The organism is Leptolyngbya subtilissima AS-A7, from assembly GCF_039962255.1.
Taxonomy (GTDB): Bacteria; Cyanobacteriota; Cyanobacteriia; order Phormidesmidales; family Phormidesmidaceae; genus Nodosilinea.
On sequence record NZ_JAMPKY010000005.1, the window covers coordinates 82,174 to 99,209 of the forward strand.

At 59.1% G+C, this 17,036-nt stretch carries 9 protein-coding genes; all 9 read right to left on the bottom strand.

Features of this window, described 5'->3' with window-relative positions; all coding sequences use genetic code 11:
* Positions 1 to 56: 56 nt before the first annotated feature.
* The 9 genes from NC979_RS12125 to NC979_RS12165 all read right to left on the bottom strand — a co-directional run bounded on the left by NC979_RS12125 (position 57) and on the right by NC979_RS12165 (position 16,860).
* On the bottom strand, positions 57 to 3,527 hold the full coding sequence (locus NC979_RS12125) for a GAF domain-containing protein (RefSeq protein WP_190521653.1): 3,471 nt from the start codon (positions 3,525 to 3,527) through the stop codon (positions 57 to 59).
* Positions 3,528 to 3,686: 159 nt separating this feature from the next.
* Positions 3,687 to 4,205 (bottom strand): chemotaxis protein CheW, encoded by a 519-nt coding sequence (locus tag NC979_RS12130; RefSeq protein ID WP_190521656.1) that lies wholly within the window; start codon positions 4,203 to 4,205, stop codon positions 3,687 to 3,689.
* Entirely contained in the window at positions 4,202 to 4,588 is a 387-nt protein-coding gene (locus NC979_RS12135; RefSeq protein WP_190521657.1) for a response regulator transcription factor, read from the bottom strand. Before NC979_RS12135 ends, NC979_RS12130 begins: the two co-directional genes overlap by 4 nt.
* A gap of 186 nt (positions 4,589 to 4,774) precedes the next feature.
* Positions 4,775 to 5,803, bottom strand: coding sequence for a response regulator (locus NC979_RS12140; RefSeq protein ID WP_242024122.1), 1,029 nt, complete (start codon positions 5,801 to 5,803; stop codon positions 4,775 to 4,777).
* 868 nt (positions 5,804 to 6,671) lie between these two features.
* Positions 6,672 to 9,218 (bottom strand): UDP-forming cellulose synthase catalytic subunit, encoded by a 2,547-nt coding sequence (gene bcsA / locus NC979_RS12145; protein WP_190521659.1) that lies wholly within the window; start codon positions 9,216 to 9,218, stop codon positions 6,672 to 6,674.
* Positions 9,219 to 9,486: 268 nt separating this feature from the next.
* A complete protein-coding gene (locus NC979_RS12150; protein WP_190521661.1) occupies positions 9,487 to 11,793 on the bottom strand; it encodes a cellulose biosynthesis cyclic di-GMP-binding regulatory protein BcsB in 2,307 nt (768 codons plus the stop codon).
* 90 nt (positions 11,794 to 11,883) lie between these two features.
* On the bottom strand, positions 11,884 to 13,152 hold the full coding sequence (locus NC979_RS12155; protein ID WP_199308953.1) for a family 8 glycosyl hydrolase: 1,269 nt from the start codon (positions 13,150 to 13,152) through the stop codon (positions 11,884 to 11,886).
* 40 nt (positions 13,153 to 13,192) lie between these two features.
* Positions 13,193 to 15,556: a tetratricopeptide repeat protein gene (locus NC979_RS12160; RefSeq protein ID WP_190521664.1), complete on the bottom strand. Its 2,364-nt coding sequence runs from the start codon at positions 15,554 to 15,556 to the stop codon at positions 13,193 to 13,195.
* Positions 15,553 to 16,860: a porin gene (locus NC979_RS12165; protein ID WP_190521666.1), complete on the bottom strand. Its 1,308-nt coding sequence runs from the start codon at positions 16,858 to 16,860 to the stop codon at positions 15,553 to 15,555. Before NC979_RS12165 ends, NC979_RS12160 begins: the two co-directional genes overlap by 4 nt.
* Positions 16,861 to 17,036 lie beyond the last annotated feature (176 nt).

Here is a 17,036-nt window from a genome sequence, read left to right on the forward strand (position 1 = left end):
GTTGGCTCATCCACCTCCTACCCATCCACCCCCTACCCATCTACACATCTACCCATCTACTCCTCGCCCGTCTTAAAGGTGCCGACGGTGGCCTGAAGCGATCGCGCCACATCCACGGTTTCTCGCAGGGAAGTGGAGATCTCCAGGGAGGATTGGGAGGTGCGGGTGGATTCGGCGGCGATCGCCTGCATGAGCTCGGTGACGCTCTCCGAGATTTCTACCTGGGAGACGGTGGCGTCAGAGATAGAGCGCACCAGGGTGTCGATCTGCTGGGAAACGTCGAGAATGCGGCCTAGGCTCTGCTTGGCGTTTTCGACCAGGCGCGTACCGGCGACCACCTCAGTGGTGCTTTGGTCCATGGCGTCGACGACCTCGGCGGTCTCGCGCTGGATGGTTTCGACAATGCGCTCGATTTCCTTGGTGGCTTCGGCGGAGCGGGCGGCCAGTTCACCGACTTCTTCGGCGACCACCGCAAAGCCCTGGCCCTCTTCGCCGGCGCGGGCGGCCTCGATGCCGGCGTTGATGGCCAGCAAGTTGGTCTGCATGGCGATCTGGTTAATCAGCGACACCGCCTTTGAGATCTGCTGCGACGATTCACCTAGGCGCTTCACTTTTTTGGAGGTTTCGCCGATGATTTCGCGCAGGGTGAGGATGTTTTGCACGGTCAAATCCATCGCCTGGCCGCTGGTTTCGGCGGTGGTGGAGGCGCTGTTGGCGACCACGGCAGCCTGCTGGGCACTGCGGGCCACCTGCTGAATGGAGGCGGTCATCGCTTCGACGGAGGCCAGGGTTTGGGTGACGTCGTCGGCCTGGCGCAGGGCCTCGGTGGCTAGGGTCTGAATGGCCCCCTCGTTTTCGCCCAGGGAGGCGTTGACCTGCTCGGTGGAGCTTTTCACCTTGGTCACAATCTGCCGCAGGCTTTCCACGATAGAGTTAAAGAAGTCGGCGACGGTGCCGATCTCTCCGGCGGTAACGTCGGCGCGCACGGTGAGGTCGCCGCGGGAGGCACCCTCGACCTCGCTGAGCAGCTCAAGCAGCTGCATTTGCAGGGCTTCTTGCTTCTGGCGGCGTTCTTCAGAGAGGGTTTCAGTCTGGATGTAGAGGCGCGATTGCTCTAGGGCAAAGCCCAGCTGAGTGGCCACCTGACGAAAGAAGTTTACCTCCATGTCATCCCATTGGCGGGGGCCGCTGCACTGGTGGGCAATCAGCAGCGCCACCAGATTTTCGTTCACCAGAATGGGGGCGACCAAGTTGGCCTTAACGTTGTACTGCTCGAGCTGGCGCAGGTGGCACTCGGTCAGCCCGGCCTCGGCCAGGTTGGCTACCGCCTGCACCCGGCCCTGACGGTACTGTTCGATATATTTCTCTTTAAAGCAGGGGTCGTAGACCTTGTCTTCGAGGGCGGCAGGCCACCCCTGACCCACCGACTCAGCTACAAAGGTGCCCCTCCAGGTGTCGTCAAACTGGTACACACTCACGCGATCGGTTTGCAGCGCCCGGCGGGTTTCAGTGACGGCGGCGCGGAAGATGCGATCTTGGTCGAGGCTTTCGCGCATGAGGGAGACGATTTCGGTAATCTGGCGCTCGCGGGTAGCGGTGAGCTCTTGCTGCCTCAAAAGGTAGGCCTGGCTGAGGGCGTAGCCGATCTGTACGGCGACTTGCTGGAGCAGCTCGACTTCGTCGGGGGTCCAGTGGCGAGGGCGATCGCACTGGTGCACGCACAGTAGGCCAATCAGCTCATCTCCGACCAGCAGGGGCGCTACCATATTGGCCATCACCTCTAGCCTTTCAAGCATGTCGCCGTACTCGCGGAACACCTCGGCTTCCTTGCGGTTGGTGACGGTCGTTACCCGTCCGGCTTCGTAGTGCTCTAGGACATCGGCGGTGAATGGGTTTTGCAGGGTTTGCCCCAGGCCTCGTTTCCAGCCGCGGCCGATGGCTTCGGCGGTGATATTGCCCCCCTGGGAGTTGGGTTGGAAGCGGTAGACTATCACCCGATCGACTTCGAGCACCTCCCGCAGCCCCTCGACGGCGGTGCTGAGAATGGTCTGCTCGTTGAGCGATTGGCGAATGCGGCCAGTCAGGTCGGCCAGCAGCCGAGCCCGAGCGGTGGCCAGCTGCTCTTGTTGCCCCTGGCGGCGCAGCACATCTTCTGAGGCGGTGATGTTTTCGGCTAGTTGGTTAAAGGTGTGGGCCACCTGACCCACTTCGTCGGTGGCGTAGACATCAGCGCGGGCTTGGCGATCGCCCATGCCAAACTTCCAGGTGGCCTGCTGAAGATTTTGCAGCGGGCGCAAAATGGAGCGGCCTAGCAGAGCGGCAATTCCTACGTTGGCGGCTAGGGCGGCGAGGGCAATCAGCATTTGCAGCCGCAGGCTGTTGCCAATCATGTCGTTGAGGCCTTCTTCGGAGGTACCGCGCACCATCACCGCGACCGGCTCGCCGCTAAAGTCTTCGACGGCGCGGGCGGCCAGAGTATAGGTGGTGCCGTTGATGCGATCGCGGCGAGTCACTTCCTCTCCAGGGCGAGCGGCCGCCTGCTCAACCAGAGCTAAGGAGTCGAGGGGCACGTTGGCGGCAGCCTGGTCAGTCTCGGGGCTGTCGCCGGTGTAGAGGCCGGTGGCGATCTCAAAGCCCTCTTCGCCCCGCTGGTAAATGGCGCTGTAGCCGTTGTTAAAGGGCGCGATCGCCTCCTTGGGAATGGCATCTTTACCGTTGACAATATCGCCAGAAACCAGCGCCCCCACCACCTGCCCCGAAGCCGGGTCGCTAACGGGGGTAACGGTATAGCGAATCAGCGCGTCTTGGTCGGTGAAGCCTGCTGGCAGGGGAGGGGCCTCGTTGCGCAGCTCTTCCCAGCTGACGATGGCGCTAGTTTTGATCTGGCGCGGGTTTTGCAGCACCGTCCCTACTAGGCCGCTGGGGTCAAACTGCTGGCCCCGGCGATCGCGGTTGGCGTTGGCAATAATTCTCCCGTCGTTGCCTACCAGGGTCGCGTACTCAATGTTGCGAGCCTTGACTTCGTTTTTAAGAATTTGCTGCACCGAGGCGATCGCGCTCGACGGCACGGCTTCGCCGCGGGCGTAGGCCACCGCCGCGTCGACAATGGCGCGGTTATCAGACTGGCCCCGAAAGCCAAACCCCATCTGATTGATTTTGATGTTGTACTCAATGTCGGTGACCGCCAGCTCGGCCTTGGCCTGGTTGACTAGCTGACTGCGCCCGCCAGAAATAATCAGCAGCGACCCCACCCCCACCAGGCCCAGCACCGAAATCGCCTCGGAGGTAAATAGGCCCGCCATCTGCTTTTGGCGCACGCTCAAATTGCTGAACCACTGCACCCAGCTCAACTGCGATCGCTGGGTAATTTTGATACCGTTTTTAGCGTCTGAGCCGTAGGCCACCCCGCGATACGTCAACCCCTTAGTGTTGCTGTCTGTGGGGTCTAAGCCATTGGTCTTGCCGTTCATCGATTCAGGATCTTCAGCCGCGTCGGTAGGCGTATAGGGTCGAAAATCTGTGGTCATGGGTTCAACTACCTTGTGAATGAGCTGGGTTGGTGTGCGAAATAGGGCTGCCCGGCAGGCGTGAGGCCAGCCCCAGAGGCAGCGTGAGAAAGATGCTGTGATGGCAGGAAGAGAAGGCAGCCTGAGCCTAGAGAGCTAGCGCTGAGCGGGCAAAACGGGCTAAAGCGCCTGCAACGCTGGGGCGCGCAGCAGGGCTTCGCCATCTAGCCCCAGCAGCACTTCGCCCTCTTGCAGCACGCAGCCCCGCAGAAAGGGCACCAGCCCCGGCGGCACATGGGTGGGAGCTGGCTGCATATGCTGGGGCGGCAGACTGAGAATGCCGTCGATTTGGCTCACCCGCAACCCCAGGGCCACGGTTCCTATCTGCATGAGCACGAGGTTGTACTGCTGCGAGTTGGGGTAGGCCGTGGGCAAGCCCAGCAGCAGGGCTAAGTCAACTACCCACAGCACCCGGCTGCGGCGATTAATCAGCCCCAAGAGGGCAGGGGGCATGTTGGGCATGGGGGTAATGCGGGCAGCGGGGGTGGCGATCGCTTCCTGCACCTGGCGAGTGGGCAGCAGGGCTGGCTGGCTGCCCAGGGTAAAGCGCAGATAGCTGTGGGTCAGCGGCGTGAGCGCTTGGGTTGCCAGGCCACCCTCGCCCGACGACTGGGGCCGAGCTAGCGATAGGTTACTCATCGGTTCACCTTGATCACGGCGAGCACGGCCTGCACCAGCTGCTCGCGGGTGTAGGGCTTGGTGAGATAGATATCGGCCCCCTGGCGCATGCCCCAAAGCCGGTCGATGTCTTGGTTTTTAGAGGTGCAGAGCACGATCGGTACGTGGGCAGTGGCGGGCTGTTTTTTGAGGCTGCGGCACAGCTCAAAACCACTCATGCCCGGCATGACTACGTCGCTAACGATGACATCGGGGGAATGCTGGGCGGCCTTCTCCAGAGCCTCTTGCGCTGTAACGGCGCAGATCACGGTACAGCCGCTGTCGCGGAGGTAGTGCACCATCAGCTCCATTTCAGATGGGGTATCTTCAACCACCAAAATGGTGCCTGCTAGAGTCGCTTGCATAATCGTTTACCTAAATAGTGAATAGATTGCTGCTACTGCTTTGGGCTGTTGCCTGAAAAAGCCGATCTAAATCGCTTGAGCAGGCCCAGCTGTAGAAATATTTAACGATTGCCAGGGGCTAGCTCAGGCTAGAAAAAGCTGCAAAGACGATCGCAAAACTCTAAAAATAAAGCTCAAAAATTCAATCTAATTCAAATACTTAAAAATGAATTTAAGTAGATCGGATTGATTAAAGGGCTTAGTCAAATAGCCCGAGGCCCGCACCAATTTTGCTTTGGCGCGATCGATAAACCCAGTGTTACTTGTCACCATAATGATGGGAGTGTTTTTGAAATCTGGATGGCGACGCAGCAGCGAGCAAAGCTCATAGCCATCCAGACTGGGCATGGTGACATCTAGCAAAATCAAATCGGGCTTGGTTCGAATCACTTGCATCAGCGCTTTGACGGGGTCGTCGATCATAATGACCGAGAAAATTTTGTCGTCTAAGAAGCTGTTGATGGCCTGAAGCACCGTAGGGCTATCATCAATGCAGGCAATGGTGTAATGGGCTTTAGCGCCTGGTTTCATGCCCCCCGTCTGTAGACTAGAGCCACTAGTGGTTACCGCAGGGGCGGCCGCAGTTGCCGTCGCGCTTTCCCTACGGGGGTAGCCACCATTGAGTTGGCTCAAGCCGTTACGGCGCTGTTTGAGACGGGCGTAGCATTCTTCTACCGTGGTGCGCAGGTTGAGCTGGCAGTAGCGGGGGGCGTTGCCCAAACTGTTGCCCTCGATTAATTCATGGCTGCCCTGGCGCACGTCTAAAAAAGCTTCTAGCACTTCTTTAGATAGTGTTTCGACGAGGGTTGACGCTTGATTGGGATGTAGGTGCTGCTGCTCAACTAACCAGCAAATAGCTTGATAATCGGCGGTAGCTGTGGTGGCCTGTTGCTCAAAGAGGAGTCTTACCTGCACGCGCACTGCGCTCACCAAAGACGGCACCTGCACGCTTAGCCGCCGCAGGTGGCTGTCGAGTCGCTCAAAAGCCCGGTCGACGGTAGAAACATAGGTGAGCTGTCCTTGATCTAGGTGCAATAGCCAGGTGTTAGTTGGTGTAACGACTTGAAGACAGCCGGTTGCCTGGCGACTACTCACCTGGGCTAACAGGCTAAGGGGGTGCAATTGAGTAGAAGAAGACGGTGGCATGGGAGCGGGGTTCAAGAGCGATGGTTGCATAGCAGTTCACGACAGAGACAGGGGAATGCACAGTGGATGGTAGATAAAATCGGCGGCTCACCGTGCGCCACCCGCAGGGGCACCGCAGCGCTATAGCACGCTAGATAACGATGCTTTTGATGTAGGACGGCGACAGTAACGCCGCCAAAAAATTTTGGGTTGCTCTAACTCATCAAATGATTTAGCCAGTAGCCACAGCTAGAGCGATCGCCTAGCTAGTAGGACCCAATCTTGGCCAACGGCAACAAGATGATTCGTACACAATGGCTGTGGGTAAATACTGATGAAATGCTTAGGGCTTAACCTTAGTGAACCATTCTCAAAAGGACGACTGACTTAACAGCGAGTTTTGAAGCGGTAGATGCGGTATTGAGAATGGTTAGAAGTAGATGGCTCTGACCTGACCTGGGGGCTAGACAGGAAGCCGAATTATCAAAATCCCAGTGTTTAACTGAGACAAGTAGAAGCTGTTTGAAAAGTGATCGATAGTCAGGAATGAAGCGCTAAACCGTTACTTGCATAATCTAATAATAACAGGTTTGTTAATTAAAATTATAAAAAATAAGTGAATACTAGATAACCAAATTGGTCTGCTATAAAGCGGTAGTAAAGGTTTAATTAACGCATTTTCCAAGTTGGCTGGCCTTTAAGGTGATCGATTCAAATTACAAACAATTCTGCACCAGGCTCCCCTTCTCGTTGCAAATTAATGTTCAGAGAGAACTTACTTGGCAAATTTGGCAAAAACATTGAATGGTTAACAGCTGACTCAAGAGTGGCTTGGCTCAGGCCAACTAACCTTGGGTTAGTTTTAGGTATTAAGCTCTTGCGAAGACATCCTGCCTGCTGCACTGCCTGAGAGGAGGGGTTAGGTTAGCGATCGCAGCAATGTCTGAATCTTGCGTCGCTGCTGGTTGGCCAACGCCGTGGGAAAGGTCAATTCCAGCACCAGCCGCGCCTCCATACCGTTGAGGTTGGGCAGTTCGATCGCCTGGGCCACCTGAGCGACGATGCTTTGGGCTATGGGCAGCTCACTATTGGGCAAAAATAGCAGCCCCACGGTGGGAAAGGTTTCGAGCAGGGTGGCGCGATCGAGTTCTGAGACATTCTGCACCTCTAGGCGCAGGTCGCGACTGCCGATTTCGACCACGCGGGCCAGGTAGCTGTCGCCGTGCCAGCCCTCCCAGGCCAGCTCCACCGGAGCCTGCACCTGCTTGCGCATTTTTTGCCCGGTGGCCGGTTGCAGATCAGTGAACACGCGCCAGAGAGTGGTGGCGATAAATTGCAGCGATCGCAGCGGCTTATCCACCTGCTGGCGGGTCTGGGAATACCATTCCTTTACGTCAGAAAACAGCACCAGGGTGAGATCGTCGGCCTGACTGGGGCTGATGTTGATGAAATCCATTGCTAGCTCGGTTTCTAGGCGACTAGTGGCCGTGGCTCGCACAATTTGGGCTTCGAGCAGAGCGCGACCGTCGTAGTCGCCCACTAGCTCCACCCACACTTGGTCGGCCACGTTGGGCCATTCTTCGAGCTGCACCTGAACCCCGCTCTCGCTCACGTTAATGGTTTTGCCCGTCCAGCTCTGGCCATCGCTGTGGATGATGGCGGTGAGCTGCCGGGGCAGGCGGTGGGCGCGGCGCATCTGGGGTTGTTCGAGCGCCACCAGGCAGGCGGCCAGCACCAGCACTAGGTTAAAGCCGCACCAGAGGGCGTTGATCAGCACGGCCTGGGTGTCTTCGGGGCTGAGCAGCAGCCAGAAGGGCACCGCCACCAGCGATGCCGCCGTCAACAACCCTAAGATCAACAGGTAGCGCACGCTGTTGGCGTCGAAGGTGCGCTGGTTGACCACTAAGCCCTTAGCCGTCACGTTAAAGCTGCCCAGCTTGGGGTTCACCAAGGCCAGCAGCGTCACAATGCCCGCCTGAAACGACATGGCAAACTCATAGATCTCATTCCAAAATGAGAACCGCACTCGCTTGTAGGGAATGTGGTTGGTCTGCATCGACAGCACGATGTGGGGCAGCGCGTAGAACAGGGTTTCAATCCCCAGCCCCTTCACCGAGTTGATGCTAAACAGCAAAAACAGCGTCGGGGCCAGGGCATACATCAGCCGGGGGAAGCCAAAGAAAAAGTGCGACGTGGCACTGAAATAGCAGACCCGCTGGGCCAACGACAGCTGAAGGCGGCGGTTAAACAGCGGATTTTCCAGCCTCAAAATCTGGGCCATGCCCCGCGCCCACCGCACCTGCTGCCCCACATAGGCCGAGAATTTTTCGGGCGCTAGCCCTGCCACCATAATCTTGTCGTAGTAGATGGTGCGGTAGCCGAGGGAGTGTAACCGCAGGGCAGTGTGGCAGTCTTCGGTGACGGTCTCGGTAGCAATGCCGCCCACCTCTAGCAGGTGATTGCGCCGCACCACTGCCGCCGAACCGCAAAAAAAGGCGGCATTCCAGGCGTCGTTGCCCTTTTGCAGCACCTTGTAGAACAGCTCGTTGCCCACGGGTACCTGACCCTGGGTGAGCAGATTGCGCTCAAAGGGGTCGGGGTTGTAAAACCAGTGGGGTGTCTGCACCAGGGCCACCGTTTTATCTAAAAAGAAGCCTACGGTTTCTTGCAAAAAGCCCCGCACCGGAATGTGATCGCAGTCCAAAATCAGCACTAGATCACCCGTGGTGCGCTCTAGCGCGGTGTTGATGTTGCCCGCCTTGGCGTGGTCGTTGTTGTCGCGAGCCAGTAGCTTTGCCCCTAGTTCATCGCAGATCGCCTGAAGCTCCTGCCGCCGCTCGGGGTACTTGCGGCCGTCATCCAGCACGTAAACTTGCTTTTTCTCCGAGGGGTAGTCGATCGCCAGCGCCGCCACCACGGTTTTGCGCACAATCTCTACCTCCTCGTTATAGGTAGGAATGTAAATATCCACCGTGGGCCACTCGGTTTCGGGCACAGGGGTGAGGTCTACGGCGGTGCGATCGCGCAGCCGTAGCGTCTGAAAATATGACAAAAACAGCGTCCCTAGGGCATATAGCTCGGCCGCGTAAAGCAGCAGGGAGAAAACGGCATCCAGCGGCGTGTCGAAATTGAGAGTGTTGCAGGTGCGGTAGTAGAGATAGCGCAGAGTAGTGAGGCTGCTAAGGATGACCATAAACAGGTGCAGCCGCTCGCGATCGCCGTTGTTATGGGCATGGCCATCCTCCAAATGCAAAATGCTGTAGCCCAAAGCAATCAGCAGCACCGCTACAATCGCCTGCTGCCAAATAGCCGGGTGAGCTACCAGCAACGGCTTAGTTAACAACCCCAAGCAGGCCAACAGCAGCAGCATTTGCCAGCGACTCAGGTGTCGGGTGAGCGCATAGGTGCGATCGGGCAGGGTCTTGGTCAGCCACTGGTGGAGGGGAGGGGAGGGGGTGTGGAGCATGGGGAGTGGAGGGGTGGATGGGTAGGCGGGTGGATGGGTGGGCGGGTAGGTGGGTGGAGGATTATGTATGTATCTAGGGGGTAGGCGAGTAGGTGGGTGAAGGATTATGTATGTGGGGGGTGGGCAGGTATTGAGTCAGCGGGATTGTTGGGAATCTCTAGGAGATTTACAAAGAGCTTTTCCTAGAAAAAGCTCAAAACTTTGCCTGCTCATCCACCCCCTACTCATCCACTCATCCACCCGCCTACCCGCCTACCCACCCACCTCTTCACTCCCCACTCCGCCGCATGGCCGCTTGCACTGCCCCGTAGAGCAGCAGCGACAGGGCCACGGTGGCAGGTACGATGAACATCCAGTTGTGGCGGGTGACTTGCCATAGCCAGGGGTAGGGGGTGGTGGTGGCGAGTTGCACCTGGGGCGACTGGCGCAGGGTAGCCAGGCGGTAGTCGGCGCTGACGTAAGGGTCGGGGTCGGGCACTTGGGCGCTGACCAGCGCGGTGTCGCCCTCAATTTGGTAGAAGAGGGGGTCGTGGCGCAGCAGATCGGCCACCTGGGCCAGGCCGGTATCGTCGCGGCCGCTGAGGGCTAGCACCACCCGCTGGGGATTCCAGGGTGAAATGACGGATTTCATTAGCCCTTCGCCGTCGGGAAGGGGTTGTACCTGGGTGTCGCCCCACTGGCGGGTACCGCTGCCGCGCAGGGCAAAGCCTTCCTCGGTTAGCAGTTCGGGCAGGGGAAAGCGGGGTTGGGCACCGATCGCCACCAGATGCCGGTCGTTGCGCGCCTCTTCGGGCAGGTCGGCCTGGCGATAGACGGCGAGCTGCACCGAGTCGGCCTGGCTAAGGCGACCTAGGCGCTCGGCTAGCTCTAGTAGCACGGTGACATCGTTATTGTTGGGAGCGTCGGGCAGGACGATCGCCGTGGTGGAAAGATCTTGCGGGGCGGTGAAGGGGTAGCCAGTTTTGAATAGATCTAGATCGGGCAGGCTGGTGATGGCGCTGCGCTTGAGGCTAAAGCTGGTATCGCTGTGAATGGTGCCCCAGAGCTGCTGGTCGGTGACTCGGCTGCACGATCGCCGCTCACGAGGATCTAAGCGAAAGTTGACCTGGAGCTTGGAGGTAGGGGTGATGCGATCGCCCGGCAGATCCACCTCTAGCGTGCGACGGTTAGCGCCTTTTACCTCTGTCAGCCGTTCTCCAGTAATTGACACCCCGTCTAGTTCCACATCCACCATCGAAGTGAGGGGGTTGATCTGGGGGCCATAGCTGTAGGAGAGGCGCATTTTGCTGCCTCGCAGCAGGCGATCGTCGGGCAGCGCCTTAAAGCCGATTTCCATCGCTGGGGCATGGGAGCCGCGCACGGTCATCTCGTCCAAGGGCTGACGGGTGGGGGAGGTCAAATCCGTCAGCAAAAAGTCATTCTCTTCGGGCAGGTAGCCGGGCCACCGGCGATCGGGGGGAGTGGGCACATCCCCAGCCTGGTTAACTACGACCCCATGGCCGGTAGCAATCTGCTGATTTTGGGGCTGCACCAGATATTGCACCGCCTTGGCCACACCTGCCTCGCCGTTGCCGGTAATCACCAGCACCGGAGAAAAATTGTTCGCTGCTGTCGACCACATCAGCAGGCCAGATTCGTCGGGTAAGGGCTTGCCTGCGTTATCGACAAATTTGCCGTTTTTGAGGGCAAAGGGCAGGGTTAAATCGGCCAAGCTGGGCTGCTGGGCTGGAGTTCCCAAAACCACAAGCCGTTCTTCGGCGGCTAAATCCTTCAGGTTCTTGACCAGGCGGGTGTCGAGGGGGCGATAGTGGGCGGTGCGGCCGAGGTAGGTTTGCAGTCGCGCTGTGGCCGTCAGCCAGGAGCTGTTGGTAGCGGTCGGTTGCAGGTAGGCGATTTGGTTGGTTTGCAGGCTCAGCGTGTCAAACAGCGGGTAAGGGAACTGGCTAAAGTCTGGCGTCACCGCCTGGGGCGCATAGTTAAACACCAGTTTGGAGTCGGGCAGCACCTCAGTCCACAGCGAGGGATCGAAGGGGTCTTGGGTGCAGGTAGGGGAGTTGTTTTGTAGGGCGGCGAGAATTAGCTCGTTGTCGTCTTGCAGCAGGTCGGCGGGTACTTCCATCACCGCATCGCCAATTTTGCTCATGGGCTGGTTGAGGGGCAGGCTGCCAATGCTGGTGCCGTTGATCAGCACCGTCAGGTTAGAGCGAGTGGCATAGAGGGCGGCAGAATGGCGGTAGCGCAGCAGCACCTTGATCGACTCGGCCTGCCAGTTGCGGGGGCGGGTGAAGTGCAGTCGCTGCTCGTCGTAAATGCCGTTAAAGCGGAGGCGGTTGCCCACCACCGGGCTGCGGTTAAATTCCAACACGTACTGGCCAGGTTTAGCGGGGGCAATTACCGGGGCCGCAGGCAAGCTGGTTGGTAGGGCGATTTCGGCTAGGGCGGGAGTCTCTGCGGTGGGAGCAGTCTCCTGGGCCAGCAGTGGTTGCCCAGTGATTAGCAGCAGGGTAGTGAGGTAGAGGGCTAGGCGGCGGCGGGCCAAAGGGGAGAGGATGCGGAGAGAGGGAAGGAAGGGCATGGGAGGGGGTAGGTGGGTAGGTAGGTGATCTGGGTGGGTAAGCGACGGGAAAGTTAGGCAGCGGTGATAGTTGACGTTTGTTGCGGTTGATTAGGGACTGCAGGTGCCGCCAGTGGTTTTGAGGCGATCGGGAGAAATTTCCAAGGGCAGCAGGCCAAACCAGGCGAGGTTTTGGGTGTAGTAGGCGGTATCGCTATCCCAAAAGCCGTCTTTGTAAGTTGGCTGCAGCTTTTGACTCAGAATTTCGGCGGCGATCGCGGGGTCTACCCGGGTCAGGGCTAGGTAAACCAGGGCATAGTGGGCGGTCGATTCGTAGCTGGTTTCAGCACTGCCATCGAGGGTGAGGCGGGCGGGCAGGCGGCCATTTTGCTGCCAACGGCGAATCAGTTCGGGAGTACGGGCCTCTAGGTAGGCCTGGGCGCGGGGTTCGTTAAACCAGGCGGCATCTTGAGCAATGCGCCACCAAACCCGGAATGCATCGAAGCTGTAGCGGCTTTGCAGCGGGTAGTCGAGGGGTAGCTGGCGGTAGGTGCCGCTGGTTGGGTTGTAGGCGATCCAGTCGGGGGGCAGGCCAGTGGCAGAAAACTCCGACAGGTCATCGAGCATGGTGTAGCCGCTGTCGATTAGGCTGGCCCAGTCGTGATCGCGATCGACTTCAGCAAACAGACGAAAGCTGGCGGGGGCAAAATACGACGGGTTGAGAATGACCTGGTCGGGCTCCAGGCTAAAAGCGTCAGCAGGGCCGGGAATGAGTTGGCGGGTGCCGTCAGGTAGCTCCACCGTGCCGTGCTCCCAGATGTCAGTTAGCAAGGCGCGGGCGTCGTCAAGGTATTGGGGGCACGACCAGCGGCGAGCGGCTAAGATCAGCGCTGTGGCGGCGTCGATGTCGGCGTCGGTGGCAAAGTTGGCATCCAATGTGCCCCAGGAGCTGTCTGGGCGCTGGCCCCATTTCCAGGCCCAGAGCAAGTCGGTTGGCTCGCCCGCTTCATCCAGGCGAGCGAGGTTGCTTTTGGCCCAGGTGTAGGTGCGATCGAACGTGACAGGGTCGTTGATGGTAACGGCCCGCAGCATGGCGTAGGCTTGGCCTTCTGAAACGGTGCGATCGCTGTCTTCCCGGTCAATGACACGGCCATCGTCCTGAATAAACCGGCTGCGGTAGGCTTGCCAGCTTTCAATCAGCAGGTCGTTTTGGGGGCTGGGGACGGGCAGATTTAGGGCTACTTCCCCAGTGTTGAGGCAAGCGCAGGCGGCGGTTTGAATGGTGCAGCTGGGCGCGGCGGCTATTAGCACCAGAGCCAGGGGCAGGATCGTCAGCAGCATACGGGTTTGCGTACGCCGCAGGTTAAAAAGTCGCATCATGGTAGTCGCCAGGAAGGGTGGGTGGATGAGTGAGTGGGTTTTAGTAGCGCTCCCAGCTGGGTTGAAAGCCGCGGCGGCGGAGCAGGTCAAATTCCACGTCCTGGGTGCGTTGCTCTAGGTTGATGGGGGCCGCGTCGGGGGGAAGCTGTCGCAGTTGCTCTAAGGCCGCGAGGTTTTGGTCGTCGGCGATGTTGAGTTCTGCGATCGCATACCGAGCCTCCCAGTAGTCAGGGTCCAGCTCTAGCACTCGATTGTAGAGGGCGCGAGCGGTGGGCAAATTGCCTTGCTGAAACTGCACTCCGGCTAGAGCCGCCAAGGCACCGAGATTCTCAGGCTCACGCTCTAGCACCTGCTGGTAGGCGGTGGCGGCGAGGGGGAGATTTCCCTGGCTTTGAGCTAGCTCGCCCTGGAAAAAGTACACCGTGAGGTCGCCGGAGTTGGCGGCAATCAGCGAGTCCAGCTCGACCTGGGCCTGGGTGGGATTGGTTTGGGCCAACAGCTCGATGGTTCGCCACCGTAGCCAGAGATCGTCGGGCTGCTGGGTGAGTAAGGTTTGGTAGAGGTCGGCGCGGCTGCGATCGGCCGGGAGAGCACCGGCCAACTCAAACAGCTCTGGGGGTGGGTTATTTAGATTTTGGGAGGCTAGCCAGCTGTCTAACGTTTCAGCGGCGACGGTGGAGGTGATTTGCCCAGTGCGGTAGGCCAATAGGGCGTAGCCGAGGGGATAGTTGGGGTTGGTCGGATTGGCTGCGATCGCCTCTAAATACACCGGCAGCGCTGCCTCGGGCTGGCCTTGCAGAGTGCGCACAAAGGCTAGCCCCCTCAGAGCATCGGCGGTGGTCTGCGAGTTGGGTTGAGCAGCAATTACAGCCTCATAGCGACGGGCGCTAGCCTCCAGATCGCCTAGCTGCCGCTCTAGGTCGGCGACCAGCAGTTCTGTACCCCAGTCGCCCTGCCCTGCATTGGTGGCGCTGTAGGTGGTGAGGGCATCGCGGGCGGCTTGCAAGTTGCCCTGACCCAGGTAAGTCTGGGCGATGCGATAGGTTAGCAGCGGCGCATCCACTGCTGTTGCTACGACTTCGTAAACAGGCAGCAGGGCCGGGTCAGGGTTATCCAAACGCACCAGGGCGGTGGTGATGGCTCGTTGCTCCGGCGCTGAGCTGGGCATGGGAGAGAGCAGCGGCAAAATTTGCTCGGCTACAGCGGCGGCACTTTCGTTCCCCAGGCTGTAGGCCAGCAGGCGCGCTTTTACCATCAGGCTGGCGGTGTCAGGGTTTTCCACAGCCAGTTGCTCAAACATGGCCAGGGCTAGGGGCTCGGTGTCGGGCCATTCGCTCAGCACATCGGCCACCTCAACCCGCAGACCATAGCTAGGAGCTACAGTCGCATCCAACGCCTGCTGGTACAGCACGGTGGATTGTTCAAACAGGGTAGGGTCGAGCTGGCGGCGACCGATCGCACTGTAGGCGCGCGCCAGTGCCAGGCGAGCGTCGGCCTTGCCCACCATAGGGTTCAACAGCTCCAGCGCCTTGGCGGTCTGGCCGCTGGCATCGTAGGCGTTGGCCAAACCTGTGCGAATGCCGAGGGAAAGGTTGTCGGTGCGGTCAGAATTCCTGAGTTCAGGTTCGAGCAGGGCGATCGCCCCCGCCGCGTTGCCCGTCTCTTGCAGGGTCAGCGCGTAGGCCGTCAACGCCTCTACGGGCAATGCCCCTATTTGTCGGTAGCGTTCGAAAAGTGCCAAAGCACCGCTATAGTCGCCGCTAAAAGCGTGGATCTGCGCTGCCCCCAACAGTGTTTGGGGAGATGGCTTTCGGTCCAGAAGCAGATCATAATCGGCTAGAGATTCCGAAAAGCGCCCCTGGTAGCCGTAGAGTAACGCTCGCTGACTGAGAGCCTCAAGATTGCCAGGATCCTGAGCTAGTAGTCTGGTTAGGGCATTAATTCCCCCAATTTGCCACTCGGGTCGATAGCCGCCCAGCTTGCCTAGCGATTCTAGGGCTGTGGAATTGTCAGGACTGACTTGCAGCACCGCCTGATGGGCGGCCCAAGCCTCGGCATCACGGCCTGCTCGCTGATAGGCGATCGCCAGCCCCAGCCGTGCCTCTGCAGAGTTTGGCTGCTGGCGTAGGGCCGTTTGAAAGGCGGCGATCGCATCATTCACCCAGCCGCGATCGAGCAGAGTGTAGCCTTCGTTCACCTGAGGCGATCGCTGGGCTAGGGCAGCGGGGCTGACGACAATCTCTAGACCAAGGACGAGGGCTCCTATTAGTAGAGAATTTTGCGCTAGGAAACGTCCTCTAGGGATCCCCCCAGTTTCTCTAGGTAGGGGATTCTCCTTTAAGCCCCCATGGGGAAAGGGGGAAGTTTTGGCGTTGTCCAGTTGCTCATAGGGGATGATTTTCATTCTGCTGCCCTCCGCAGGGGATTCCACATCAGGTCGTAGCGCATCCGAAAGCCGAGGTAGGTTTCGCTAAAGGCGTTGCGCTGCTGCACACTCACCCCGGCTCGCAGGTTGTCAATAACTTGGGCGTCGTAGAACAGCTCCCATACGTCGGGAGTGGGGCCACCGTTGGCCTGGCGTAGATCGCTGTTAGAGAGCTGGCGACCATAGCCTAGCCCCAGGCGATCGCCCGGCATAAACACATCCAGCCCGTTGACGCCGAGGCTGTAGGTCTGACCACTGGCCCCCAGGGTTTGGTTGGTGTACCAGCCGTAGCGGCCAAAAAATCCCAGCTTGAGACCGGGGATAAAAGCCTCGGCGTTGAGGCCAAAGCCAGTCTCGCGATCGCCTGGCCGTGCACCAAACTCACCGTTGCCTCGGTCAAATAAGCCGATTTCTCCAAAGCCATCGTTTTGGCCGGCATCGGTCGAGGTCACGTAGGTGCCCCGCACAATGGCGTTGCCCATCCGTACCCCCACCTCCCCAGCAAACGAGTCGAGGGCAAAGCTGCCCAAGTCGCGGCTCGACGAAAAAGTAGTGGCGGTCAGCGACACCGCGTCCACCGGGGTCCAGTTCACCAGGGCACCGGGGCGCGAGGCTACGTTCACCGTGCTCAGGGCCGGGTTGGTTTGAAACACCGGGTTAAAGAAATGGGTTAGTGAGTCTTTGGCAAAGCTGTTGCGATCGAGGTACGAGGTCAAATCCATCAGCCCCACCGTGAACCGCAGTTCGGGCAGGTTAGCGGGCGAGGCCGTTAGATACAGCTCACTCAAGCTGAGACCGGTTTGATCGGTGTTAGAAAAGGCCTGCCCAGTGCTGAGGTCTACCGTAGCCCCGGCAAATACCGAAGGGCTGAGCACATAAATTCCTCCCACCCGCAGGCGGGCCGAGCCTTCGCTCCCCTGCTGTAAATAGGCTGCCTGGGCAAATACTTCAGAGCGCTCCGCTGGTTCGACCGTTTGGGCGACACTCTGCTCCGGCTGAGTTGGGGTATCGGCTACAAGAGGTGTAGCTGGGAAGGCTGGTGCTGGTTCGGTTTGAGCAGCGATCGGCAGCTGACTCGAAACGGGGCTTTCTTCAGGAGGCGTCGCAGCCTCAGGGGTTTCTGCTTCTGGCGCGTCAGCTTCACTAACTTGGGTGTGGGGCATTCCCTGGGCTAGCACCACCGCAGAGCTGCTCTTGTCCGTCGCTGGTTTGGGCAGAGGCAAAAAACCGTCGCTAGTTGGCAACCAACGCTCGCCGTTAAAAGCAGGGTCTACCGCAGACACACTGTCTCCACTATTTGTAGGCAATGTACCGGCAGGTGCACTGTTTACAAATGCGCTGTCGTTAGACAAATTGTCTGTAAGAAAATTGTCTGCTGCTAAATCACTCTCAGGCAACTCGCTCCCAAAAGCCGTGGGAGGCAATCCCAAGAGTGCAGTTGCCAGCACAATACCAGTTG

Coding starts and splice junctions, on each gene's coding strand:
- NC979_RS12160 (WP_190521664.1), bottom strand. CDS start 15,556: ATGAAAATCATCCCCTATGAGCAACTGGACAACGCCAAAACTTCCCCC.
- NC979_RS12155 (WP_199308953.1), bottom strand. CDS start 13,152: ATGATGCGACTTTTTAACCTGCGGCGTACGCAAACCCGTATGCTGCTG.
- NC979_RS12130 (WP_190521656.1), bottom strand. CDS start 4,205: ATGAGTAACCTATCGCTAGCTCGGCCCCAGTCGTCGGGCGAGGGTGGC.
- NC979_RS12125 (WP_190521653.1), bottom strand. CDS start 3,527: ATGACCACAGATTTTCGACCCTATACGCCTACCGACGCGGCTGAAGAT.
- NC979_RS12140 (WP_242024122.1), bottom strand. CDS start 5,803: ATGCAACCATCGCTCTTGAACCCCGCTCCCATGCCACCGTCTTCTTCT.
- NC979_RS12150 (WP_190521661.1), bottom strand. CDS start 11,793: ATGCCCTTCCTTCCCTCTCTCCGCATCCTCTCCCCTTTGGCCCGCCGC.
- NC979_RS12135 (WP_190521657.1), bottom strand. CDS start 4,588: ATGCAAGCGACTCTAGCAGGCACCATTTTGGTGGTTGAAGATACCCCA.
- bcsA (WP_190521659.1), bottom strand. CDS start 9,218: ATGCTCCACACCCCCTCCCCTCCCCTCCACCAGTGGCTGACCAAGACC.